We start from the raw sequence: 23,000 nt of genomic DNA, 5'->3' as shown, positions 1-23,000 counted from the left end.
CCGCCCCGGCCGCTCCCGCGGCCCGGGGACTCAGCAGATCAGCTCGAAGAGCGTCAGCCACCGGTCGGGATGGACGAACGCCACCACCGTGTCACGGTCCACCCCCGCCCGCGCGAAGGCCGCGTCGACCCTGCGGGACGGGTACCGCCCGCGCAGCGAGGCGTGCAGCGAGCCGCCCCGCCCGGTGAAGCCCTCCTCGACGAACGCCCGCCAGGCGTCGTGCCGCCCGGACGGCAGCAGCGGGACCGGCCGGGCCGTGATCCGCAGGATCGCCGAGTCGACGGCGGGCACCGGGCGGAAGCTCGCCCGGCCGACGCGACCGGCCAGCTCCCAGGAGTGGCCCGGCCAGGTCAGCACGGTCAGCCTGCTCCAGCGGCCGAAGTCGCCGGAGCGCTTGCGCGCGTACTCGCGCTGGGTGAGCAGGGTCGCCGAGGTGAGCGCGGGGGCGCGCAGGCACCAGCCGACGATCGCCGAGGTGATCGAGTACGGGATGTTCCCGGCGACCGCGAACGGCTCGCGCGGGGCCCGCGCGGTCAGGAAGTCGGCCCTGACCACCTCGATCCGGTCGTGACCGCGGGCGCGCGCGGCGAGCCTGTCCGCGTGCTCCGGGTCGATCTCGTACGCCACCACCCTGGCGCAGGTGCCGGCCAGCGCGAGGGTGAGGGCTCCCCGGCCGGCCCCCGGCTCCAGGAGCAGCTCGTGCGAGCCCGCGGTCTCGGCCATCAGGCGTACGGCGTGCGGATCGACGAGGAAGTTCTGTGACAGGACGCGCCTGGCCCGGCCACGGTCGCTTTCCCCCTTTCCCTGAGATGATGAACGGTTTCGGTGCGCGGAGAAGTGCGCCACGGCTTTCGCCCTTTCGGGTCCGAGGTGAGAGGTCTCGGAAGGCCCGGGGCGCGCATCGGGGACGCGTGGCGGAACGGAGAAGGGGTGACGCGTCCCTAGCGGGCCAGGGGCCGGTCACCGCGGGGACGGATCACATAGCCGTAGGTCATGACGGCGTAATACAGGCACATGGCGATAGACGATACGACTCGTCTCGCCACTGCGCAACCGGTTTTCCGTGCGGGTCCTCGCAGGTCAGAGGAGGAACAGGTGGGCCGCGGCGTCCCGGGCGACGAAGAACCCGACGATGCCCAGGGTCCAGCCGATCGTGGAGGCCGAGTGCCTGCGCATCCAGTCGCGCAGCCGCCGCAGCGCGGGCTCCAGCCGCCGCCGGGCGACCGACCAGAGGGCGAACAGCACGAGCGCGGGCAGGATCATGACGATCACGTAGCCCGCCAGCAGCGGCACCCACTGCGCGGCGGGCAGTTGCGCGGAGGTCATGAAGCCGATCGCGCCGAGATAGGGCAGCATCGTCGCGACCTCCAGCAGGGCGGCGGTCAGCCCGAGCAGGACCATCGCCCCCGGGCCGCCCAGGCGGGACTCCCAGCGGTCCGGGCGGTCCCTCTGCCGCTTGGAGTCGAACCGGAAGCTGAGCGCGAACAGTCCCACGCCGATGACGAGCTGCACCCAGTAGGCGGGACGGCTGCTCAGGGCCTCGTCGAAGGTGTCGAGGGCGGCGGCCAGCCCGAGCATCAGGGCCACGCCGACCCCGAAGTAGAACAGCGCGACCGTGGTCAGGTAGACCACCAGGCGGCCCGCCGGCGACCGGTCCGAGGAGATCAGCAGGTACACGGGGACGCCCAGGGTCCCGAAGCTCATGCTGTCCAGGAGGGCCAGCGCGGCGAGGGTGAGCATCAGGGTGATGGTCAACGTGGTCCTTCGGCGGTGGGGACGGGGGCAGGGATCGGCAGGGATCGGCAGGGATCGGCAGGATCTCGCCCACCGTCCCTTCGATCCTCCGCCCCGGACCCGCGCGTGACCTCCTGCGTGACGTCGAGGTGGCCGTACACCTTTGGGACTACGGCCCGCCGAGGCGTACCGGCGCGAGGGCGGGTATGGACCTGTTCCGGCGTCCGCCGTGGTCACGTGGCCCGATGACGGGCGCCGGCCGACGGCACGCCCGTCCACGGCGGCCGCGCACCGGCGGCCCCGGGTCGTTCGCGACCGATGAGGAGAGAACCAGAGATGATGATCACTTTGAACAACGGGGTGTCCATGCCCCGGCTCGGTTTCGGCGTGTTCCAGATCCCCCCGGCCGAGACCGCGAAGGCGGTGAGCACCGCCCTGGAGACGGGGTACCGCAGCATCGACACCGCCAAGGTGTACGGCAACGAGCGGGAGGTGGGCGAGGCGCTGGCCTCCGCCGGCCTGCCCCGTGACGAGGTGTTCGTCACCACCAAGCTGTGGAACGACGACCAGGGCTACGACTCCACCCTGGCCGCCTTCGACGCGAGCATGCAGCGGCTGGGCCTGGACCGGCTCGACCTCTACCTCATCCACTGGCCCACCCCGGCCAGGGACCGGTACCTGGACACCTGGAGGGCGCTGGAGAAGCTCCACGCCGACGGCCGGATCCGCGCCGTCGGGGTGTCCAACTTCCAGCCGGCCCACCTGACGCGCGTCATCGACGAGACCGGCCTCGTCCCCGCGGTCAACCAGATCGAGCTCCACCCCGCCCTGCAGCAGGCCGAGCTGCGCGCGTTCCACGACCAGCACGGGATCGTCACCGAGGCGTGGAGCCCGCTGGCGCAGGGGGACGTGCTGGACGACCCGGTGATCACCGACATCGCCGGCCGGTACGGCAAGACCCCCGCCCAGGTCGTGCTGCGCTGGCACCTGGACCTGGGGAACGTCGTGATCCCCAAGTCGGTCACCCCGTCGAGGATCAGGGAGAACTTCGACCTCTCCGACTTCTCCCTCACCGAGGAGGACATGACGCGGATCGCCGGGCTGGAGAAGGGCACCCGCATCGGCCCGGACCCCGACGAGTTCAACTGAGCCGGCCGCCCCACCGGCGGCGGGAGGCCCCGGGGGTCACGGTCACGGTCGCGCGATGCGCTCGCGCAGCCAGTGGTAGGAGGCCTTCGGGGTACGCGCCCCGGTGGGGAAGTCGACGTGGACGAGCCCGAAACGCTGGCTGTAGCCCTCGGCCCACTCGAAGTTGTCCAGCAGGGACCAGACGTAGTAGCCGCGCACGTCCACCCCCTCGGCCCGCGCCCGCTGCATGGCCTCGATGTGGCCGTCGAGGAACTCGATCCTGGCCCGGTCGTCGACCGTCCCGTCCGGGCCGGGCTCGTCGGGCTGGGAGCAGCCGTTCTCGGTGACGTACACGGGCGGCAGGGCGTCGCCGTACCGGTCCCGGAGGCCGACGAGAAGTTCGCGCAGCCCGTCGGGGACGACGGGCCAGCCGAAGCCGGTGACGGGATGGCCGGTGACGCCCGCGTCGTGGAAGGGGAGACCGTCGTCGACGGGGGCGGCGATCCGGGTGGGGTTGTAGTAGTTGATACCGATGCCGTCGAGCGGGGCGGAGATGAGCTCCAGGTCGCCGTCGCGGACCCCGTCCATGTCCGTCCCGTACGCGGACAGGTCGGGGTAGGCGCCCAGCAGCACCGGGTCGTTGAACAGGCGGTTGTGCAGCGTGTCGTAGGCGTCCGCGGCGGCCAGGTCGGCCGGGTCGCCGGAGGCGGGACGGACCGGGGTGCAGTTGTTGGTGATCAGAACCTTCTCCGCGCCGCGCGCCCGCAGCTCCCGCACGGCCAGGCCGTGCCCGAGCAGCTGGTGGTGGGCGGCGGGCAGCGCGTCCAGGACCAGGGTCCTGCCGGGGGCGTGGGTACCCAGCGCGTACCCGTAGACCATGTGGACGAAGGGCTCGTTCAGGGTGATCCAGATGGGGATCCGGTCGGCGAGCCGGTCGGCCACGGCCGCGGCGTACTCGGCGAAGCGGTGGGCGGTGTCGCGGTTCAGCCACCCGCCCTCGTCCTCCAGCCGCTGGGGCAGGTCCCAGTGGAACAGCGTGGCCGCGGGGACGATGTCCCGCTCGACGAGCGCGTCGGTCAGCCGGTCGTAGAAGTCCAGCCCCGCCCGGTTGACCGCGCCCCTGCCGTCGGGCTGGACGCGCGGCCAGGCGATGGAGAACCGGTAGGAGTTCACCCCGAGGCCGGACATCAGCGCGACGTCCTCCCGCCAGCGGTGGTAGTGGTCGCAGGCCACGTCACCGGTGTCACCGCCCCGGATCCGGCCGGGCTCGTGGGAGAAGGTGTCCCAGATCGAGGCGCCCCGGCCGTCCTCGGCGACGGCGCCCTCGATCTGGTAGGACGCGGTCGCCGTACCCCACAGGAACATCCCGGCCTCCAGCCCGCCTGAGTCCGGATCATGGTAACCCCCCGCCCGTTCGTGAGGGGACGATCCCTCCCGTGAGGGATGATGGGGAGATGACGAACGTCTCCGGGGGAACGCTTCGCCGCCGTCCTGCCCAGCGCCGCAGCCTGGAGAGGGTGGAACGCATGCTGGACGAGTGCGCGCGTCTGCTCGACGAGGTCGGCTACGAGATGATGACCACCAAGGAGGTCGCCCGCCGCGCCGAGGTGCCGATCGGGACCTTCTACCAGTTCTTCCCGGACAAGCAGGGGCTGGTCCGGGCGCTGGCGATGCGCAACCTGGAGGCGTTCCTCGGCCGGATCACGGCCAGGCTCGCGCAGGCGCACCTGTCCGACTGGACGGAGATGGTCGACCTCGCCGTCGACGAGTTCGTCGCGATGAAGCGGTCCACCCCGGGCTTCGCGGTCGTCGACTTCGGGAAGGTGCTCGCCGGTCCGTCCGGTTCGGTGGTCAAGGGCACCGACCGGATGCTCGACGCCGCGATGGAGAACAACGCCATCGTGGCCGACCGGCTCCGCGGGATCACCGTCGAGCTGATGGGCGCCCCGATCGGCCCCGGCCTGGACCGGGCCCTCTTCGTCGCGGTCGAGGCCGCCGACGCGGTGCTCAAGCTCGCCTTCCGCTCCCACCCGGACGGCGACCTCGACCTGATCGACGAGTGCAAGAACCTGGTCCGGCGCTACCTGTCGGTCCACCTGCCCGCCGGGTGACACGCGGGCGCCCGTGCCCGTCTCCGTCCCCGCGCCGTCGCGGGGCCGTCGCGGGGCCGTCGCGGGGAGGGCGTCAGCGGACGGACTCCAGGCGGTCGCGGTGCCCGGCGTCGAGGGTGAGGTCCAGGGCGCCCAGGGCCTCCTCCAGCTGGGCCAGGGAGCTCACGCCGACGATCGGGACCGTCCTGACGTCACCGCCGATCAGCCAGGCCAGCACCACCTGGTTGACGCTCGCGCCCAGCTCACCGGCGATCTCCCGCAGCACGGCGAGCCCGCGGGTGGTGCCCGGGTGGTCGTAGACGTCCTGGATCGGCCGGTCCTCGCGGGTGTAGGCGCCGAACATGAGCGTGTTGTACGCCCACAGCGTCAGGTCCGGCTCCGAGCGCAGGTAGTCGAGCATGTCGTCCTGGACCAGGACGTGGCCCCCCTCGGGGAGCCTCACCCCGGGCCGGGGCCGCAGGTAGGTGTGGCGGAGCTGCACGTGGGTGTAGGGCGGCAGGTCCATGGCCCGGGAGAGGGCGCGGGCGCGCTCCAGGCGCCAGGCGGGGACGTTGCTCGCGCCGATCTCGCGCACCGCGCCGGCCCGTACCAGCTCGCCGAAGGCGCCCAGCGTCTCCTCCAGCGGGACGGAGCGGTCCTCGACGTGCGCCCAGTACACGTCGACGTGGTCGGTGCCGAGCCGCCGCAGGCTGCCCTCGGCGGCGGCGGCGATCGCCTTGGCGGACAGGCCCTCGGCGAAGTCCAGGGTACGGTCGCCCGGGACGGTCGGCCGGGCGCCGCACTTGGTGCTCAGCACCATCCGGTCACGGTTGCCGCGGGCGGCCAGCCAGCGGCCGATGGCCAGCTCGCTCTCGTCACCGGTGGCGCCCTCGATCCAGAACGGGTAGTTGTTCGCGGTGTCCAGCATGGTGCCGCCGGCCTCGGCGAACCGGTCGAGGATGGCGAACGTGGTCTCGTCGTCGACGGCGGTGCCGAACGGGATGGTGCCCAGGGCGAGGGGGATGTGCGTCATGGGTCCCACCCTGCAGGCTGGAGTTCACTCCAGGTCAAGCGCGACCGCTGAGGGACCCGTGTCCCGGGGGTCCGGGCGTTTGTTACGGCCGCGGGGGCGTCGGTAGGGTCGTGGCAGGTTCGTGTCTTCGTGAACCCTCCCGGACGGACGGGACAGGGCTCCGGGCCGCCGCGTCGGTCCGGGACCTTTCAGGTTGTGCCGATCCGCCGGCGACGGCGGGCCGGCAGGGGCGACTCTCGGTGAGGTGGTCAGGTGACGGGGTCCACGGACGTGAGCGTGTACACACCGGGACAGGTGGTCGAGGAGACCGGCTTCAGCCTCGACACGCTCCGCTACTACGAGCGGATCGGGCTGCTCGAACCGATCGGCCGCAACGCGGCCGGGCAGCGCAGGTTCACCCAGCAGGACGTCGGCTGGCTCGGCATGCTCCGCTGCCTGCGCGGCACCGGCATGCCGATCGCGGAGATGCTCCGTTTCGCGGAGCTGACCAGGGCGGGCGACCACACGGTCCGCGAGCGGATCGCGCTGCTGGAGGCCCACGACCGGCGGGTGGAGGAGCAGGTCGACAACCTGCGCGAGCAGCAGGTGGCGATCCGGAACAAGATCCGGTACTACCACTCGGTGGCCGGCTGACCGCCTCCGGCGGGCTCGCGCTACGGCACGCCGTCGGCGATCGCCCGCAGCGCCGCGCAGTGCGCGGCGAACGCGGCCTTGCCCTCCTTGCTGAGGGCGAGCCAGGTCCGCGGGCGCTTGCCGACGTAGCCCTTGGTGACCTGGACGTAACCGGCGTTCTCCAGCGTGGCGACCTGCCGGGACAGGGCCGAGTCGGTCACCTCGACGGTGTCGCGGACGTAGCCGAACTCGGCCTTCTCGGCGGCGGCGAGCAGTGCCACGATCGCGAACCGGACCGGCGAGTGGATGACGTCGTCGAGCAGGTGGCGCGGATGACTCACCGGCGCGCCTCCAGGTAGGCGCCGACGAAGGCGGGCAGCGACACCACGACCGCGCCCGGGATCCACCAGACGGGCTCGCCGCGGAACCAGGCCAGCCCGCCCATCAGGACGGCGGCGTACAGCAGCCCCCACGTCGCCATGATCACGCCGTGCCGGGTGCCGAACCCGCGGCGGCTCACCGGCTGGCGTACGGCGTAGACGGATATGGCCGCGACGAACGCCACCCACAGGGTCATGGAGACCGTCAGGGCGAGCGGGCCCGAGGTGAATCCGAGCGCGAGCATCAACGCGAACGTCGCGACACCGAACGTGGCCAGATAGCGGGCGTACCACTTGGAGCGGTTCCGCACGACGGTCTCCAGCTCCTCGGCGCGTGCCAGCGCCTCCGCCGGGCTCATGTGATCGTGCTGTGTCATGGGGCCACCTTCCTGCTCGGGCAGTACCTTCACAGTAGGGCATTACTTTCCAAATTGCTAAGTAATTTCCCGCGCTTTTTCCCACATGGGTCGCGTGACGGGGACCGCAAGCCGTACGGCGGCTTTGCCCCGGCTCGGGACGCCCTTTTCGGTCCGGCTGTTAAACCGGTATCGGAGCCGGGGTCCGGGAGGGGTCATGATCGCACCGCGGGCACGCCGGATCAACATTCCGCTGCGGCATGTCGCCCTCATGTGCGGCGCCATGCTGTTCGCCCTCCTGGCCAACGTGACCTACCTGCAGGCGCTGGACTCCGAACGGCTCAACGAGGACCCGCGCAACCGCCGGACGACGATCGCCCGCTTCGAGAGCCCCAGGGGCCGGATCCTGCTCCGCGACGGCACGGTCGTCGCGGCCAGCCGCAGGTCCAGGAGCGTCACCTACCGCTACCGGCGGGTCTACCCCGGCGGCCGGCTGTACGCGCCGGTCACCGGGCACTTCTCGCTCCACGGCAGCGGCGGGCTGGAGCGGGCCGAGGACGCCCTGCTGTCCGGGAACGACCCCCGGGTACGGGTGCGCGGGCTGATCGGCGGGACCCGCGACGGCGCCACCCTCAGGCTCACCCTCGACCGCGGCGCCCAGCGGGCCGCCTACGACGGCCTGCGCGCCACCGGCCTGCCCGGCGCCGTCGTCGCGATCGACCCCCGCACCGGCGCCGTCCTGGCGATGGTCTCCCTGCCCTCCTACAACCCGAACCTGTACGCGAGCTTCAACCCGGCCAGGCTCGACCGGGCGGACAAGAGGCTGCGGGGCGATCCCGCCGACCCGCTGGTCAACCGGGCCATCCAGCGGAGCCACCCGGCCGGGTCCACCTTCAAGATCGTCACCAGCGCCGCGGCGCTCGCCTCCGGGCGGTACGGCCCCGGCGTCGCCGTCAGCGTCCCGGCCTCGCTCCGGCTCCCCGGCACCGGCACCTACCTGCGCGAACGGCGCGGCGCCGCCTGTGCCGGAGGGGAGGCGGCCCTGCTCCAGGCGTTCCGGTCCTCCTGCGACACCCCCTTCGCCAAGCTCGGCATCGAGCTCGGCCACGACGCGCTGCGCGAGCGGGCCGAGGCGTTCGGGTTCGACACCGACGACCTGCGGATCCCCATGCCGGTGGTCAGGAGCGTCTACCCGCCGGCGACGGACGACGCGCGGACCGCGTTGTCGGCGCTGGGCGGGGCCGGTGTCCGGGTCACCCCGCTGATGATGGCGATGATCGCGGCGACGGTGGCCAACGACGGCCTGCTGATGCGCCCCCACCTGGTGGAGGACGTCCGCCTCGCCGACGACACCGTGATCGAGCGGGCCGAGCCGTCGCCCTACCGCCGGGTGTTCGGCGCCGAGGAGGCCGAACGGCTCACCGGGATGATGGTCGCCGTCACCGAGCCGGGAGGGACGGGCGTCGCCGCGGCCGTCCCCGGGGTGAAGGTCGCGGCCGAGACCGGTTCGGCAGGGAACGTCCCCCCGGCCGCGGACCACGCGCTCTTCACCGGCTTCGCACCGGCCGCCGCCCCCCGGGTCGCGGTGGGCGTCCTGGTCGAGGGCGGCGGGGAGGGCGGGCGGGTGGCGGCCCCCATCGCCAGGGCCGTCATCGAGGCCGTGCTGGTCGGTCAGGCCGAGTAGGCGGAGGCCTGGAGCCCGTACAGGTCGGCGTAGAGACCGTCGAGGCCGATGAGCTCGTCATGGGTGCCGTGCTCGATGACCCTGCCGTGGTCCAGCACGTAGATCCGGTCGGCGTAGCGGACGCTCGCCAGCCGGTGGGTGATCAGCAGGACGGTGCGCCCGTCGGCGTGCTCCCGGATGCGTTCGAACAGGGCGTTCTCGGCGCGGGCGTCCAGCGCGGCGGTGGGCTCGTCGCAGATCAGCAGCGGGGCGTCCCTGTGGAAGCCGCGGGCCACCGCGATCCTCTGCCACTGGCCTCCGGACAGCTCGTGGCCGTCCTTGAAACGCCGGTCGAGCAGGGTGCGGTAACCGTGCGGCAGCTCGGCCACGACCTGGTCGGCACCGGCGACCTCGGCCGCCGCGACGAGCGCGGGCTCCCCCTTGTCGGTGCCCATGGTGATGTTGTGGCGGGCCCGCAGGGGCCAGCGGGTGTGGTCCTGGGCGATGACCGCGATACGGCGCCTCAGCGCGTCGGGGTCGACGGTGGACAGGTCGGTGTCGTCCCACAGGACCCGGCCGGCGTCCGGCTCGTACAGCCCGGACAGGATCTTGGCCAGCGTGGTCTTGCCCGACCCGTTCTCCCCGACCAGCGCGATCACCTCGCCCCGCTCGACGCGCACGCTCACCCCCCGCAGCGCAGGGGAGGCGGAGCCGGGATAGGTGAAGACGACGTCCTCGGCGACGATCCGGGCGAAGGTCTCCGGCGCCGGTGCCGGTCGCCCGGCCGCCATCCTCCCCTCCGCCTCGGCGCAGAAGTCCAGGAAGTCGGTGAAGTACAGGCCCTCCTCGTACAGGCGGTTCGTGGCGAACATCAGGTTGGCCAGGTACGTCTGGCCCGAGCGGATCGCCAGCACCGCGGTGCCCGCCACCGCCAGCGGGACCGCGCCCATCGCCAGCAGCACCCCCAGCGCCACGTACACCAGGGCGGTGCCGATCCCGCCCAGCGCCTCGCCCACGATCCTGGCGACCGTCTGCCGCCGCGCCAGGGTGAGCATGACGGTCTGCTCGGCCGTGGCGACCACGTCGTACATCCGCATCAGGAAGTCGCGCATGGTGAACGAGCGCACCTCGGCCGCCGGGTCCCGCTGCGCCAGCAGGTCCGAGATGATCCACTTACGGCGGCCGACCGGGATCAGCGCGTACAGGGTCGTGTAGCGCATCCGCGCCGAGCGGACCGCCGCCCAGGCGTCGGGCAGCACCGCCAGCGCCAGCAGCGGCAGCAGCACGGGGTGGAGCACCCCCAGCACGCCCGCGGCGGCGACGATGCCGATCGCCGCGGTCAGCACGTTGACGGTCGTGCCCACCACCACGTCGGCCGTGGAGACCCCGCGCGTCCGGGCCCGCTGGAGGGCGTCGTGGAAGTCGGGGTCGTCGAAGGCCGCGAGCTCGACCTTGCTGGTCAGCCCGTACAGGCGCTCCTCGGCGAGCCGGCCGACCTGAGGCTCCAGCCGTGACTGCGCCCAGCCCGCGCCCGCCTGCATGAGGGTGCGCAGGGCCGCGGCCACCCCCACCATGATCAGGCCGGGCAGGGCGGCCCGCACCCGCTCGGGGGTCGGACCGGCCGCGAACAGCGCCGACAGCACCTCGGTGGTGGCGAGCAGCCCGAACGCGGTGAACACGCCGGCCAGCAGGCTCAGCGCGATCGCGACGGCGGTGTCGCGGCGGCTGGCCGACCACGCCAGCCCGACGGCCTGCGAGACCAGGGCCGGGAGCCTGCGGGCGATGGTCAGGAACCCGACCTTCGCCATCGTGTCGGCGTGCGCGTACCACTCGGAGAGGTTCAGCTCGCCGAACTCGGGGGAGTCGTCCGCGGCCGGGCCGGGGGCCCGGGACGGACCCGGGTCACCGGCCGGGCCGGGAGCACCGGCCGGGCCTGGGGCGTCGGCCGGATCGGGAGCACCGGCCGGGCCGGGGGCGTCGGCCGGGCCGGACGTGCCGGAAGGGGGCGGGGAGCCCGACGGGTCGGGGGAGCGGGGGACGGGGGAGTCGGCCATGGAAGCAGTGTGAGCGGCCGTCCCGGCGATGGCCATCCGATGGCCATCCGATGGCCGCTGACGGTCAGCACCGGGACCCGCGCCCGCGCGCCGCCCGGAAAAAGGACTAAGACCGGGCATGGTTCGGTAATTGATGTCACACTTTCTGTGACGGTTCTACCCGACCTCCCTAAGAGCCGATGACCCAGGACACCGCGCACGCCTCCCTCACCGGTGGCAACCTGCCCCTCGAACCGAACGGCTTCGTGGGGCGTGAGACCGACGTGGAAGAACTCGTCGACCTGCTGGGCGTCGCCCGGGTGGTGACGCTCTGCGGGACGGGCGGCATCGGCAAGAGCAGGCTGGCGATCCGGGTGGCCTCCCAGGTGGCGGCGGAGTTCCCCGGGGGCGTCTGGCTGGTCGAGCTGGCCGACGCGGTGCCCGGCGACCAGATCGAGACCAGGGTGGCCGCCGTGCTCGGGGTCAAGGCCGAGCCGTCCCGCGCGCTGGCCGAGACCCTGATCGACGCGCTCGGCGACCGGCGGCTGCTGCTGGTCATGGACAACTGCGAATCGCTCATCGAGGAGTCCGCCAGGTTCTGCCGCGCGGTCCTGACCGTCTGCCCCGAGGTGCGCGTGCTCACGACCAGCCGGGAGCCGCTGCGGGTGGCCGGGGAGACCGTGTGGCGCGTGCCGCCGCTCAGCCTGCCCCGGGGCGGCGGCCACGACCCGGCCGACAGCGAGGCGGTGCGGCTCTTCGTCGACCGCGCCGCCGCGGCCTCCCGCGAGTTCGCCGTCACCGAGCAGAACGAGGCCGACATCGCCGGGCTCTGCGAGGCGCTCGACGGGATGCCGCTGGCCATCGAGCTCGCCGCCGCCCTGTGCCGGGTGCTGACCGTGGGGCAGATCAACGCCCGGATCAGGGACCGGTTCCGGCTGCTGTCGGCGGGCGACCGGACGGCCCCGGCCAGGCAGCAGACGCTCAGGGCGACCGTCGACTGGAGCTACCAGCAGCTGGACGAGCCCGAACGGATCCTGCTCAGGCGGCTGGCGGTCTTCACCGGCGGGTGGACGCTCGACATGGCCGAGCGGGTCTGCGCGCGCGACGCCCTGCGCGCCGAGGACGTGCTGAGGGTGCTCTGCGTCCTGGTCGACAAGTCACTGGTGCTGGCCGAGACGGCGGTCGCGGGCGAGACGCGCTACCGCATGCTGGAGACGATCCGCGAGTACGCGGCCGAGCAGCTGGCCGCCTCCGGGGAGGAATCCGGCTTCCGCAGGCTGCACCGCGACCACATGATCGAGGTCGCCGCCCGGATGCACCGCACGATCGTCCGGCGGCCCCGCCCCACCTGGGCGGAGATCTGCCCGATGCTGGTCATGATGGACGAGCTCCAGGCCAACGTGTGGGCGGCGGTGCGCTGGTCGGCCGAGGCCGACGACGACCCGGAGAGCGCGCTGCGCCTGCTCGTCCTGCTGCGCTGGCCGCTCATCGCCGGGGGCAGGTTCACCCCGGCCGACAAGTGGCTCGACCGCCTGCTGGAGGCCGCCCCCGAGGAGCTGTCGCCCCAGGTGCGCGGCGACGCCCTCGCGCTGCGCGGGCAGGTGGCCTTCGGGCAGGGCGACCCCGACGCGGCCCAGGTCGCCTGCACCGCCGCGATCGGGCTGTGCCGGCAGGCGGGCCTGCACGGGCCGCTCGGCGGCGCGCTGGCCGTGCTGGCCTGGGTGGCCATCTACCAGCGCCGTCCCGACCGGGCCAGGGCCCTGCTGGACGAGGCGCTGGAGGCCGTGCGCGCGGTCGACGACCCCTGGCACGAGACGGTCGTCCGGTCGATGGAGGGCACGCTCGCCCTCTCCGAGGGCAGGGCGAAGGAGTCGCAGCGCTCCTTCGAGGCCGCGCTGGCGATCGCGCACGAGCTCGACAACCACTGGGCCGCGCCGGTCGCGCTGATCGGCCTGGCCCAGGTCGCCTGGCTCCGCGGCGACCTGGCCGAGGCCCGCGCCCGCTACGAGCGCGCCCTCGACATGCTCCAGGACATCACCGCCCACTGGCAGGTCGTCACGTGCCTGTCCGGACTGGGCCGCATCGCCCTCGCCCAGGGAGACCTCGCCACCGCGCGGGTCAGGCTGATCGAGAGCCTGCGGCTGTGCATCGGGACCGGCCAGCGGCTCGGCGTGGCCCGCCGGATCGAGACGCTCGCCCAGCTCGCCCTCGCCGAGGAGGACGACCGCCGCGCGGTGCGCCTGGCCGGGGCCTCCGCCGCGATCAGGAGCGCGATGAGCGGCGCCGTGCTCCCGCCCGGGTTCGGGGCGCGGATGGAGGAGCTGCTCCAGCCCGCCCGGATGCGCCTCGGCGAGAGCCAGGTCGCCCGGCTGTGGGCGCAGGGCCAGGAGATGTCCCAGGAGCAGGCGGTCCGCTACGCGCTGCAGGTCGAGGAGCCGCACGAGACGCCCCCGCTGCTCGGCGCCTCCCCGGCGGTCACCCCGCTGACCACGCTCACCTGCCGGGAGTGGGAGATCGCCGAGCTCGTCGCCAGGGGCCTGAGCAACAAGGCCATCGCCGACGACCTGGTGATCAGTCCCGCCACCGCCGCCCGGCACGTCGCCAACATCCTGGCCAAGCTCGGCTTCTCCTCCCGGACGCAGGTCGCCACCTGGGTGGTCGAGCAGAACCGTTCCTAGCCCGCGGGCTACACATGTGCGGCGCGGAAGATACATCCCGGGATACGCACTCCGGAGCATGTGGCGGACCCGTGGCGCGCCGTACGTTTTCCTGGTGTTCGACCGATGACGTCCAGCCTTCCGCACCGCGCCGGCCGAAACCCCGGTACGGGACGGAGGTCCACACCATCCCGGACGTCTCGGTCGGGCACGTCGCGGACGTCGCGTGCCCTTGTCGACGGCCGGGGTCTCCTCGGAGGGGTGGGGACCAGGTCATGGGGCATGTGACAGCGGGCTCGGGTCGCGCAGGGCCCGGGCCCGCCCGGCGTTCCCGCCCACGGTCACGACGCCGCCCGGGACGCGCCGGGGGACCCGCGGGCCGGACGTCCCGCGGCCGGGTGGACGGGCGGGCGCGGAGGGGCCGGATACACAGCCATCTACATACATCTGCCGATGCCCGCGCGGACGGCCCGCCCCTAGCGTCGGCGGAATGAGACCGACCTCTCCGTCCACCAGCTGCACCCTCACCGAGGCGGTGTTCGGCTACGCGCACGGGCGAGGCGATCGGCCCGCGCTGATCGACCTCGACGCCGGCCTGGTGTACGGCCATCGCCGCCTGGCCGCGGAGGTGACGCGGGGAGCCTCGGGTCTGGTGCGGCGGGGGGCCAGGCGGCGTCAGGTCGCCGGCATCCACGTGGACAGCGCGGTGGCCCAGACGCTGGCGGTGCACACGGTCATCGCGGCCGGCGGGGTGGCGGCGCCCATCACCTCGGGGTGCGAGGAGATGGCCGACCTGCTGGCCGAGTGGGACGCGCGGCTGCTCATCACCACCCCGCGGCTGGCGGGCGCGTCGCTGCGCGCGGTGGAGGACTCCCGGGTCCGGCAGGTGATCGCGTTCGGCCAGGCCCGCGACACCGTCGACTTCGCCGACCTGCTGCTGCTCGAACCGGTCCCGCTGCCCTTCCTCGACCCGGTGGTGCAGCCCGCGCTGCTGGTCGAGGACGGGGGCGTGCTGACCCACCAGGATCTGATCACCCGGATGAACGCGCTCGACCGGGGAGCCGACCTCGGCAAGTCCGACGTGCTGCTGATCACCTGGCCCCTGCGGTGCAGCATGGCCCTGACGATCCTGATCGGGCTGGCGCTGATGCGCGGCGCGCTGGTCGTGGTGGCCCCGGGGCTGATGTCCCGGGAGCTGTCGGCGACCATCCAGGACTTCGGCGTCACCGTCGTGGCGCTCCCCGACGGGGCCGTCCAGCGCGTCTGAGGCGGGCCGCGCCCCGCCGTCCGGCGCCGTCCGGCGGGTCAGGGACGGGGCGCGCGGCACCGGGCACGTCACGCGCGGGGCCTGCGCGCACGGGGCGCCGCGTACCGGCGCACAGGAACGCGTGCCGGCGCGCGGGGCGCTCGCCGTCACCCGCGGACACCGGTGATTCTCACATGTCGGGATGCGGAGCTGTTATCCCCGCAATCTTGACGGCGCTCGGTGCGGAGTGGCTTGATTGCACGTGTCGACGACGCTGACAACGTTGTCATGTTCTCGGGGGAACACCTGTGCAACCTCGACCCCGAAGGGACGGAGAGCTGTGCGACGACAGTTGATGGCGGCCGTCGCGGCCACCATGGCGGGCCTGCTCGCCCTGACCGCCTGTGGTGGTGACGGCGGCGGTGCCCCGCAGAGCCCGCAGGCCGACGCGAAGAAGAAGGTCGAGGTCTTCTCCTGGTGGACCGGCCCCGGCGAGGCCGACGGGCTGAAGGCCATGAGGGAGATCTTCCAGAAGCAGAACGCCGGGCTGGAGTTCTTCGACGCGGCCGTGGCGGGCGGCTCCGGGGACAAGGCGCGGGCCCTGCTGACCACCAAGCTGCAGGCCCAGACCCCGCCCGACACCTTCCAGGGTCACGCGGGCGCCGAGCTGCAGGGATACATCAAGGCCGGTCAGCTCGAACCGCTGAACTTCCTCTACGACGAGCTCAAGCTCAAGGAGGCGTTCCCGCAGCAGCTCGTCGACCAGATCAGCGTCCAGGGCCAGATCTACTCGGTCCCGGTCAACGTCCACCGCTCCAACGTGATGTGGTTCAACCCCGCCGTCCTGAAGGAGGCGGGCGTCGCCGAGGTGCCGAAGACGATCCCGGACTTCGTCACGGCGCTGGAGAAGGTCAAGCAGAAGGGCAAGATCCCGCTCTCGATCGGCTCGGAGTGGACCATGGTCCACCTGCTGGAGAGCGTGCTGCTCGGCTCGCTGGGCACCGACGCGTACAACAGGCTGTGGACCGCGGGCTCGGACTGGTCCGGCCCGGCGATGACCAAGGCGCTGAACGACTTCAAGACGATCCTGTCCTACGCCGGTGACCCGGCCGACGACTGGCAGCCCGCGGCCAAGCAGGTCGCCGACGGCGAGGCCGCCTTCAACATCATGGGCGACTGGGCGTACGGCTACTTCCACAACCCGCCGGACGGCGGCCTGGGCAAGACGTCCAAGACCGACTTCGACTGGGTGCCCTCGCCCGGCACCGCGGGCACGTTCATGTGGCTGTCGGACAGCTTCACCCTGCCCAAGGGCGCGCCCAACCGCGACGGCGCCGTGGCCTGGCTGAAGGTGGCCGCCAGCAAGGAGGGCCAGGACGCCTTCAACCCCAAGAAGGGCTCCATCCCGGCCCGCAAGGACGCCGACACCGCCCTCTACACCGACTACCTCGCGGACGCGCTCAAGGACTGGGGTTCCGACGAGCTCGCCGGTTCCATCCAGCACGGCGTGGTCGTGAACGACGCCTGGCGCGTCTCGATCAACGAGGCGGTCGGCGTGTTCCACGGCGACAAGGACGTGGCCGCGTTCCAGACGGCGCTGGCCGAGGCGGCCAAGAACTCCGGACAGTGATCTTTCGGTACGGCCCGCGGTGACGCGGGCCGTACCTCGCGGAAGGGGTGCCGGTGACACCGATGACGCGGCCGACACCGACGACACCGACGACGCCGACGGCGCCGAGAGCGCCGGCGACACGGACGACACGCGTGGGGACGATGTCGCGGATGCGCAGGTGGCTTCCGGGCCTGCTGCTGGTCACGCCGTCGATCGTCGCGATCGCGGTCTTCGTGTACGGCATGCTCGGCTGGAACTTCCGGCTGGCCATGACCGACAAGCACGACGAGGTGTCCGAGGGAAACTTCGTCGGCCTGGAGAACTTCGTCACGCTCTGGGACCAGAAGCGCTGGGGCATCTCGGTCGAGCACGCCATCGTCTTCACGGTGGTCTTCGTGTTCGGGGCGCTGGTGCTCGGCTGGCTGCTGGCGTTCCTGATGGAGAAGGGGATCAGGGGTGAGGGGACCTTCCGGGCGGTCTACCTGTTCCCCATGGCGGTCTCCTTCGTCGCGACCGGGGTCGTCTGGCGCTGGCTGATGAACTCCTCCCAGGGCGAGCGGGCGGTCGGGCTGAACCGGTTGTTCGACACCCTGGGCCTGGAGTTCCTGCAGTGGCAGTGGTTCCGGGACCCGGACTGGGGGATGGCGGCCATGGCCATCCCTGCGATTTGGCAGATGTCCGGATATGTCATGGCATTGTTCTTGGCGGGGTTCCGCGGGGTCCCCGAGGACCTGAGGGAGGCTGCCCGGGTCGACGGCTGTGGCGAGTGGCAGGTCTACCGGCACATCGTGCTGCCGCTGCTCCGCCCGGTCACCCTGTCCGCGCTGATCATCCTGGGGCACATCTCGCTCAAGGTCTTCGACCTGATCGTCGCGGTCTCCGGCAAGCAGATCATCACCGACGTGCCCGCCGTGTTCATGTGGGTCGCGGTCTTCGACTCCCACGACCCGGCCAAGGGCGCCACCATCGCGTCCTACATCGTGCTCGCGGTCAGCGTCTTCGTCATCCCGTACCTGGTCTGGACGCTCCGCAAGGAGAGGCGCTCGTGACCCTCCCGCCGGCACCGAGAACGGTCCCCCACCCCGGAGGCACCCGATGACGACCACCGTGACCGGTCCCGGTGTCGCCCCCGCGCGGGGCGGCGGCGCGGGCGACCCCGGTGACCGGGCCAGGCGGCGGGCACGGCTGTCGCGCGGCGTCAGGCTGGTGCTGCTGGTCGCCTTCCTGCTCGTCTTCCTGATCCCGATCTACGTGCTGCTGGTCACCAGCTTCAAGCCGCTGACCGAGGCCGACCCGGGCCGGGCATGGGCACTGCCCGAGGTGTGGACGGCCGAGCCGTGGCGGGTGGCCTGGGAGAAGCTCGCCCCCGGCATCTGGAACAGCGTGCTGCTCGCGGTCCCCGGCTCGCTGATCTCGGCGATCCTGGGCTCCATGAACGGCTACGTGCTGTCGAAGTGGCGCTTCCCCGGCTCCGACGTGCTGTTCACCCTGTTCCTGTTCGGCATGTTCATCCCGTACCAGGGCGTCATGATCCCGCTGGTCCAGCTCCTGGTGAAGCTGAACGAGGTCACGCTGGCGGTCACCGGGGTGCCGGGGGTCTTCTACGGCGCGATCCCCGGCCTGCTGCTGGCCCACGTGGTCTACGGCATCCCGATCTGCACGCTGATCTTCCGCAACTACTACGTCACCATCCCGGACGAGCTGATCGAGGCGTCCCGGGTGGACGGGGCGGGAATGCTGCGGACCTACTGGTCGGTGGTGCTGCCGGTCTCCGGCCCGGCCTTCGCGGTCGTGATCATCTGGCAGTTCACCTCGATGTGGAACGACTTCCTGTTCGCCGTCTTCCTCACCGGCCCGCAGAGCTGGCCCACCACGGTCATGCTCAACAACATCGCCGGTGCCCAGACCGTCCCCTACAGCCAGCAGATGGCCGCAGCCCTGCTCGCCTCCATCCCCACAATGATCATCTACATCCTCCTCGGCCGCTTCTTCATGCGCGGCCTCATGGCCGGAGCCCTCAAGGGCTGAACCCGCGCGGCCGCCCCGGACGGGTGATCATGTCGCCTGGCCGGGGTTGACCAGCGCGTCGCCCAGTGCGGTGCGGTGGTACAGGACGCGGCGGCCGGTGCGGCTGCCGGTGACCAGGCCCGCCCGGCGCAGGGCGGCGATGTGGCCGCCCACGGTTCCCAGGCTCAGCCCCAGCAGGGCGACGAGCGCCGTGGTCGTCGCGGGGGCGGCCAGTTCGAGCAGCACCCGGGTCCTGGTGCCGCCGATCAGCCCGGCCAGGCCGTCCGGCGCCTCGGGCGGGATGCCGGTGCCCCGGGCCGGATAGCTGATCGCGTACGGCCAGTGGGTCTCCAGGTAGGAGCCCACCCCGACGGGGATCACGCTCGGGATGAAGAGCAGGCCGCGCCCGTCGAGCCGGTAGCTCTCGTCCGCGCTCTCGGAGAGCACCTCGATGACACCGTCGGGATGCCACCGGACCCGGGGGCTGAGGTCGTCGAGCGCGGCGGCCCAGCCGTAGGTCGCCAGGCGGCCGGACCGCTGGATCACGTCCCGCTCCATGATCGCGTGGAAGCGCGGCCAGGCCGGGGCGACGATCTCGTCCCAGGTCGCCTGGAGCGCGTCGGCGAACAGCCGCACCACGCCGGGGGAGAACAGCAGGTCCACGACGTGCCGCGGAGGGCGCGGCATCCCCTCCAGGTTCCTGGCGATCTCGGCGTGCGCCCGCGCCACCGGGGTGGCGCGCACCACCGCGATCTCCGCCTCGAAGGGGGTGTTCACCCCGGTCGGCGGCGGTGCGGGGAAGTCGGCGTTGTACGCCCGCTCGCGGAACAACGCCACCATGAGGGCCAGCCCCGGCTGCGTGACCAGCAGTCTCTCGTACGGTTCCCGCACCCGGTCCACCCAGGCCCGCCACGGCCCGACCTCCCGCCTGCCGGACAGGATCCAGAGCGCGTGCTTGGTCACGATGAGCGGGGAGATGGCGAACCTGCTGGCCATGATGTCCTGTGGGGTGACCTCGATGCGGAAGACCATGGTTGACCTTTCGGATATATCCGAAAGATTAGCCAGCCGGGTGAGGGCCTTCCACCATCGTGTCCATGACGGTGGAAGAACGTGACACGCAGGCGGTGGACGAACGCGGCGCGACCTACACGGAGGTCTTCGCGAGCCGGGAGTTCCGCATCCTCTTCGGAGGCTTCACCCTGCTGGTCGCGGGAGACCAGATCAAGATGCTGGCCCTGTCGGCGCTGGTCTACGCGCGGACCGGCTCGCCGGGGCTGTCGGCGGCGACGTACATGCTGGGGTTCCTGCCCTACATCGTCGGCGGGACGTTCCTGCTCTCGCTGGCCGACCGGATCCGGCCACGCGCCCTGATGGTCGCCGGTGAGTGGGTCAGGGCCGTGACCTGCCTGCTGCTCGCCTTCACCGGGATGCCCGTCTGGGCGATGCTGGCCCTGGTCCTGGTCACCGGCCTGTTCTCCCCGGTCTTCGGGGCGGCGCGGACGGCCCTGCTGCCGGACCTGCTGCCCGGTGACGCGTTCGTGCTGGGCAGGTCCGTGCTGAACGTGACGGCCGCCGGAGCCCAGATCGGCGGCCTGGCCGTGGGCGGCGCCGTCCTCGCCGTCACCGGACCCGCCGGGGCGCTGGCCGTCACCGCCGCGCTGTCCGTCGTGGCCGCCGTGGTGCTGCGCTACGGCATGCCCGACTTCCCCGCCCGGAACGCCGGTCCCGCCGGTCCCGCGGGAAGGCGTACGCGCGAGGACGCCCCGCCCGCCGGGGAGACCGAGGGCGGTGACCCGTCCGGGGGAGAGGCGGGCGGCGACGGGCGCGTGCAGGCGCGCCCGGAAGGTCGTCGGCGCGCGGGGACGCCCGCGGGCGGCGGCGAGCAGGCGGGCGCGTCCGCGAGGGGCGGCGCCGTGCGGGAGACGCTGCGGGTCAACCGGCTCCTGCTGGCGGACGCGCGGGTGCGCGGCCTGCTCCTCGCGCAGTGGCTGCCGGTCTCGATCGTGGCCGGTGCCGAGGCGATGCTGATCCCCTACCTGGGGAACGAGGCCGGGTTCGCGCTCGCCGCCGCCTCGGTGGGCATGGCGCTCGGGAGTCTCGCCGCAGGCAGGCTGGTCTCGCCCGCGGGCAGGGAGCGGCTGGCGTTCCCCCTCGCGCTGGTGACGGGCCTTCCCCTCCTGGCGTTCGCCCTCCGGCCGGGTCTGGTGGGGGCCGCCCTGCTCGTGCTGCTCGCCACGGCGGCGCTGTCCGCCTTCGAGCTGGGGCTGCAGCGGTGGTTCGTGGAGGCGGTACCGGAGACGATCAGGGGGCAGTCCTTCGGCCTGGCGTCGGCGGGGATGATGACCGGCCAGGCCCTGGGCGCCGCCCTGGTCGGCGTGGCCGCCGAGCTGACCTCTCCGCCGATGGCCGTCGTCATCGCGGGGGCGGCCGCCTGCGCCTGCTCGCTCGCCCTGCACCGGTCGCTCAGGGTCGGCGGGCGACGGCCCGCGTGACACCGCCCCGCCCGGAGAGGGGCACGGGGCCACGGGACACGGGCCTGTGACCGCCCGATCCCGCGAGCACGCTCCCACGGTGCGGCGCTCCCGGAGGGGCACCGCCCGGAGACCGCGTAGTCTTCCCTGACCCGGCGGCCGGGCCCGTCCGAGGAAATCTCCCGGGCGCTGTCGATGCGGCCGGGTCCCGTTCGTCGTCATGGTGTGCGGCGGCCCGCCGCGCGAGAGGATCCGGAGGAACCGGCCATGAAGTACATGCTGCTGATCAACAGTGGTGCGACCGACGCGGACGGCGGGGCCGCGGAGTGCACCGTCGAGGACTGGACGGCCTACGACAAGGCCGTCCAGGACGCGGGGATCTACGTCTCGGGGGAGTCACTGGCGGACCTGGTCACCGCCACGACGGTCCGGGTCGGGGCCGGCGGCGAGCGGACCGTCACCGACGGGCCGTTCGCCGAGACCCGCGAGGTGCTCGGCGGCTTCTACGTCATCGACGTGCCGGACCTCGACGCCGCGCTCGACTGGGCGGCCCGCTGTCCCGGCGCGGGCGGCAGCGGATCGGTCGTGGTACGGCCGGTCGCCGACTTCGGGGCCTGACGGGGTGACGGGGATGACGGAGCGGACGACCGGCACCGGTACGGACAGGGCCGTGGAGTCGGTTTTCCGCGAGGAACACGGCCGGCTGCTCGCCTCCCTCGTCCACCGTTTCGGGGACCTCGACCTGGCGGAGGAGGTCGCCGCCGAGGCGATCGAGGCCGCGCTGGTGCACTGGCCGGAGCGGGGCGTCCCGGACAGGCCCGGCGCCTGGCTGCTGACCACGGCCCGGCGCAAGGCCGTCGACCGGCTGCGGCGGGACCAGGCGTACGCCGCCCGGCTCGCCGTCCTGCAGGTGGAGGCCGACCGGACGCCCCCGGCCCCGCCCGCGGGCGAGGACGCCGACCTCCCGGACGAGCGGCTGCAGCTGTTCTTCACCTGCGCCCACCCCGCGCTGCCGGCCGAGGTCCGCGGCGCGCTGACGCTGCGCTGCCTGGCGGGACTGACCACACCCCAGGTCGCGCGGGCCTTCCTCGTCCCCCCGGCGACGATGGCGCAGCGGATCGTACGGGCGAAGAAGAAGATCCGCGAGGCCCGGATCCCCTTCAGGGTGCCGGGCGCCGACGAGCTGCCCGCCCGCCTGCCCGGTGTGCTCCAGGTCCTCTACTCGATCTTCACGGAAGGGTACGCGGCCAGCGCCGGTCCCCGGTTGCAGCGGCTCGACCTGGCCGAGGAGGCCCTCCGGCTGGCGCGGATCCTGCGCCGGCTGCTGCCCGCCGAGCGGGAGGTCGCCGGACTGCTCGGGCTCATGCTGCTGGTCCACGCGCGGCGCGACGCCCGCACCGGCCCGGACGGCGGGCTCGTGCTGCTCGAGGACCAGGACCGCGGCCGCTGGGACCGGACGATGATCGAAGAGGGGCTGGCCCTGGTGCCCGTCGCGCTGACCGGCGGCCCGCCCGGCCCGTACGGCGTGCAGGCCGCGATCGCCGCCCTGCACGACGAGGCGGCGGACCTGCGGACCACGGACTGGCCGCAGATCGTGGCGCTCTACGGGGTGCTGCTCGCCCTCGCGCCGTCCCCGGTCGTCGCCCTGAACCACGCCGCGGCGGTCGCGATGCGCGACGGCCCGGAGGCCGGTCTGGCACTGCTGGAGAACCTGGCCGGCGAGGAGCGGTTGCGCGGTCACCACCCCTACCCGATGGCACGGGCGGACCTGCTGCAACGGCTCGGCCGCCTTCCCGAGGCCGCCGCGGCCTACCGGGAGGCGCTCGCCCTGGCCGGTACCGAACCCGAACGCGCCCACCTGCGGCGCAGGCTGAGCGCGGTCGAACCGACCGGCCCGGACACCGGGACCGGCGCGTGACGGCACGCGTCGCGCCGCCCGGCCTCCGGACCCGGACCCGAACCCGAACGAGGAGAA

General features: G+C 72.8%; 20 protein-coding genes. 12 read left to right on the top strand and 8 right to left on the bottom strand.

The features are described 5' to 3' along the window. Positions 1-30: 30 nt before the first annotated feature. Positions 31-723, bottom strand: a complete 693-nt coding sequence (gene erm / locus ACIBCT_RS06315; protein WP_399186330.1) for an ErmE/ErmH/ErmO/ErmR family 23S rRNA (adenine(2058)-N(6))-methyltransferase — start codon at positions 721-723, stop codon at positions 31-33. A gap of 357 nt (positions 724-1,080) precedes the next feature. After that, positions 1,081-1,755 (bottom strand): GAP family protein, encoded by a 675-nt coding sequence (locus ACIBCT_RS06310; RefSeq protein ID WP_399186329.1) that lies wholly within the window; start codon positions 1,753-1,755, stop codon positions 1,081-1,083. A gap of 318 nt (positions 1,756-2,073) precedes the next feature. Here ACIBCT_RS06310 and ACIBCT_RS06305 point away from each other — a divergent pair, with 318 nt between their 5' ends. Then, positions 2,074-2,883 (top strand): aldo/keto reductase, encoded by an 810-nt coding sequence (locus ACIBCT_RS06305; RefSeq protein WP_399186664.1) that lies wholly within the window; start codon positions 2,074-2,076, stop codon positions 2,881-2,883. A 42-nt stretch (positions 2,884-2,925) separates the two neighbouring features. On the opposite strand, the gene ACIBCT_RS06300 is transcribed toward ACIBCT_RS06305, so the two are convergent. Then, complete coding sequence (locus ACIBCT_RS06300; protein WP_399186328.1) at positions 2,926-4,227, bottom strand: GH1 family beta-glucosidase; 1,302 nt, start codon at positions 4,225-4,227, stop codon at positions 2,926-2,928. Positions 4,228-4,316: 89 nt separating this feature from the next. Here ACIBCT_RS06300 and ACIBCT_RS06295 point away from each other — a divergent pair, with 89 nt between their 5' ends. Then, entirely contained in the window at positions 4,317-4,973 is a 657-nt protein-coding gene (locus ACIBCT_RS06295) for a TetR family transcriptional regulator (protein ID WP_399186326.1), read from the top strand. Between the two features lie 73 nt (positions 4,974-5,046). Here ACIBCT_RS06295 and ACIBCT_RS06290 read toward each other — a convergent pair whose 3' ends face one another. Further along, a complete protein-coding gene (locus ACIBCT_RS06290) occupies positions 5,047-5,985 on the bottom strand; it encodes an aldo/keto reductase (protein ID WP_399186325.1) in 939 nt (312 codons plus the stop codon). 270 nt (positions 5,986-6,255) lie between these two features. On the opposite strand from ACIBCT_RS06290, the gene ACIBCT_RS06285 reads away from it, so the two are divergent. Then, entirely contained in the window at positions 6,256-6,618 is a 363-nt protein-coding gene (locus tag ACIBCT_RS06285; protein WP_399186324.1) for a MerR family transcriptional regulator, read from the top strand. A 20-nt stretch (positions 6,619-6,638) separates the two neighbouring features. Here ACIBCT_RS06285 and ACIBCT_RS06280 read toward each other — a convergent pair whose 3' ends face one another. Together ACIBCT_RS06280 and ACIBCT_RS06275 are read right to left on the bottom strand one after the other, a co-directional pair. Beyond that, positions 6,639-6,938, bottom strand: coding sequence for a transcriptional regulator (locus ACIBCT_RS06280; protein ID WP_399186323.1), 300 nt, complete (start codon positions 6,936-6,938; stop codon positions 6,639-6,641). Continuing rightward, the gene (locus tag ACIBCT_RS06275; protein ID WP_399186322.1) at positions 6,935-7,354 is read right to left on the bottom strand and encodes a hypothetical protein; all 420 of its coding nucleotides are present in this window, start codon (positions 7,352-7,354) and stop codon (positions 6,935-6,937) included. Before ACIBCT_RS06275 ends, ACIBCT_RS06280 begins: the two co-directional genes overlap by 4 nt. A 196-nt stretch (positions 7,355-7,550) precedes the next feature. On the opposite strand from ACIBCT_RS06275, the gene ACIBCT_RS06270 reads away from it, so the two are divergent. Further along, positions 7,551-9,017, top strand: coding sequence for a penicillin-binding transpeptidase domain-containing protein (locus ACIBCT_RS06270; RefSeq protein ID WP_399186321.1), 1,467 nt, complete (start codon positions 7,551-7,553; stop codon positions 9,015-9,017). On the opposite strand, the gene ACIBCT_RS06265 is transcribed toward ACIBCT_RS06270, so the two are convergent. After that, a complete protein-coding gene (locus ACIBCT_RS06265; protein ID WP_399186320.1) occupies positions 9,005-11,050 on the bottom strand; it encodes an ABC transporter ATP-binding protein in 2,046 nt (681 codons plus the stop codon). The genes ACIBCT_RS06270 and ACIBCT_RS06265 overlap by 13 nt on opposite strands. A gap of 179 nt (positions 11,051-11,229) precedes the next feature. Here ACIBCT_RS06265 and ACIBCT_RS06260 point away from each other — a divergent pair, with 179 nt between their 5' ends. The 5 genes from ACIBCT_RS06260 (at position 11,230) to ACIBCT_RS06240 (ending at position 18,572) form a co-directional block, all read left to right on the top strand. Next, complete coding sequence (locus ACIBCT_RS06260) at positions 11,230-13,707, top strand: tetratricopeptide repeat protein (protein ID WP_399186319.1); 2,478 nt, start codon at positions 11,230-11,232, stop codon at positions 13,705-13,707. 469 nt (positions 13,708-14,176) lie between these two features. After that, the gene (locus ACIBCT_RS06255; protein WP_399186318.1) at positions 14,177-14,953 is read left to right on the top strand and encodes an AMP-binding protein; all 777 of its coding nucleotides are present in this window, start codon (positions 14,177-14,179) and stop codon (positions 14,951-14,953) included. 319 nt (positions 14,954-15,272) lie between these two features. Next, entirely contained in the window at positions 15,273-16,562 is a 1,290-nt protein-coding gene (locus ACIBCT_RS06250; RefSeq protein ID WP_399186317.1) for an ABC transporter substrate-binding protein, read from the top strand. A gap of 143 nt (positions 16,563-16,705) precedes the next feature. Further along, a complete protein-coding gene (locus ACIBCT_RS06245; RefSeq protein ID WP_399186663.1) occupies positions 16,706-17,593 on the top strand; it encodes a carbohydrate ABC transporter permease in 888 nt (295 codons plus the stop codon). 46 nt (positions 17,594-17,639) lie between these two features. After that, on the top strand, positions 17,640-18,572 hold the full coding sequence (locus tag ACIBCT_RS06240) for a carbohydrate ABC transporter permease (RefSeq protein WP_399186316.1): 933 nt from the start codon (positions 17,640-17,642) through the stop codon (positions 18,570-18,572). A 27-nt stretch (positions 18,573-18,599) separates the two neighbouring features. Here the strand turns inward: ACIBCT_RS06240 and ACIBCT_RS06235 are convergent, their stop codons facing one another. Further along, the gene (locus ACIBCT_RS06235; RefSeq protein WP_399186315.1) at positions 18,600-19,583 is read right to left on the bottom strand and encodes an ArsR/SmtB family transcription factor; all 984 of its coding nucleotides are present in this window, start codon (positions 19,581-19,583) and stop codon (positions 18,600-18,602) included. Between the two features lie 65 nt (positions 19,584-19,648). Between ACIBCT_RS06235 and ACIBCT_RS06230 the strand changes: the two genes are divergently transcribed. The 3 genes from ACIBCT_RS06230 (at position 19,649) to ACIBCT_RS06220 (ending at position 22,943) form a co-directional block, all read left to right on the top strand. Continuing rightward, positions 19,649-21,046 (top strand): MFS transporter, encoded by a 1,398-nt coding sequence (locus ACIBCT_RS06230; RefSeq protein ID WP_399186314.1) that lies wholly within the window; start codon positions 19,649-19,651, stop codon positions 21,044-21,046. 246 nt (positions 21,047-21,292) lie between these two features. Further along, complete coding sequence (locus tag ACIBCT_RS06225) at positions 21,293-21,643, top strand: YciI family protein (protein WP_399186313.1); 351 nt, start codon at positions 21,293-21,295, stop codon at positions 21,641-21,643. A 13-nt stretch (positions 21,644-21,656) separates the two neighbouring features. After that, positions 21,657-22,943 (top strand): RNA polymerase sigma factor, encoded by a 1,287-nt coding sequence (locus ACIBCT_RS06220; RefSeq protein WP_399186312.1) that lies wholly within the window; start codon positions 21,657-21,659, stop codon positions 22,941-22,943. The last annotated feature ends 57 nt before the right edge of the window (positions 22,944-23,000 follow it).

This window comes from Streptosporangium sp. NPDC050855 (assembly GCF_044456585.1).
GTDB classification, from domain to species: Bacteria; Actinomycetota; Actinomycetes; order Streptosporangiales; family Streptosporangiaceae; genus Streptosporangium; species Streptosporangium longisporum.
This window is presented reverse-complemented; position numbering and strand designations above follow the sequence as displayed.

Bases quoted from the DNA above. Each gene is read 5' to 3' on its own strand.
- erm (WP_399186330.1), bottom strand. From the start codon at position 723: ATGGCCGAGACCGCGGGCTCGCACGAGCTGCTCCTGGAGCCGGGGGCC.
- ACIBCT_RS06305 (WP_399186664.1), top strand. From the start codon at position 2,074: ATGATCACTTTGAACAACGGGGTGTCCATGCCCCGGCTCGGTTTCGGC.
- ACIBCT_RS06300 (WP_399186328.1), bottom strand. From the start codon at position 4,227: ATGTTCCTGTGGGGTACGGCGACCGCGTCCTACCAGATCGAGGGCGCC.
- ACIBCT_RS06295 (WP_399186326.1), top strand. From the start codon at position 4,317: ATGACGAACGTCTCCGGGGGAACGCTTCGCCGCCGTCCTGCCCAGCGC.
- ACIBCT_RS06290 (WP_399186325.1), bottom strand. From the start codon at position 5,985: ATGACGCACATCCCCCTCGCCCTGGGCACCATCCCGTTCGGCACCGCC.
- ACIBCT_RS06275 (WP_399186322.1), bottom strand. From the start codon at position 7,354: ATGACACAGCACGATCACATGAGCCCGGCGGAGGCGCTGGCACGCGCC.
- ACIBCT_RS06270 (WP_399186321.1), top strand. From the start codon at position 7,551: ATGATCGCACCGCGGGCACGCCGGATCAACATTCCGCTGCGGCATGTC.
- ACIBCT_RS06265 (WP_399186320.1), bottom strand. From the start codon at position 11,050: ATGGCCGACTCCCCCGTCCCCCGCTCCCCCGACCCGTCGGGCTCCCCG.
- ACIBCT_RS06260 (WP_399186319.1), top strand. From the start codon at position 11,230: ATGACCCAGGACACCGCGCACGCCTCCCTCACCGGTGGCAACCTGCCC.
- ACIBCT_RS06255 (WP_399186318.1), top strand. From the start codon at position 14,177: ATGAGACCGACCTCTCCGTCCACCAGCTGCACCCTCACCGAGGCGGTG.
- ACIBCT_RS06245 (WP_399186663.1), top strand. From the start codon at position 16,706: ATGTCGCGGATGCGCAGGTGGCTTCCGGGCCTGCTGCTGGTCACGCCG.
- ACIBCT_RS06240 (WP_399186316.1), top strand. From the start codon at position 17,640: ATGACGACCACCGTGACCGGTCCCGGTGTCGCCCCCGCGCGGGGCGGC.
- ACIBCT_RS06235 (WP_399186315.1), bottom strand. From the start codon at position 19,583: ATGGTCTTCCGCATCGAGGTCACCCCACAGGACATCATGGCCAGCAGG.
- ACIBCT_RS06230 (WP_399186314.1), top strand. From the start codon at position 19,649: ATGACGGTGGAAGAACGTGACACGCAGGCGGTGGACGAACGCGGCGCG.
- ACIBCT_RS06225 (WP_399186313.1), top strand. From the start codon at position 21,293: ATGAAGTACATGCTGCTGATCAACAGTGGTGCGACCGACGCGGACGGC.
- ACIBCT_RS06220 (WP_399186312.1), top strand. From the start codon at position 21,657: ATGACGGAGCGGACGACCGGCACCGGTACGGACAGGGCCGTGGAGTCG.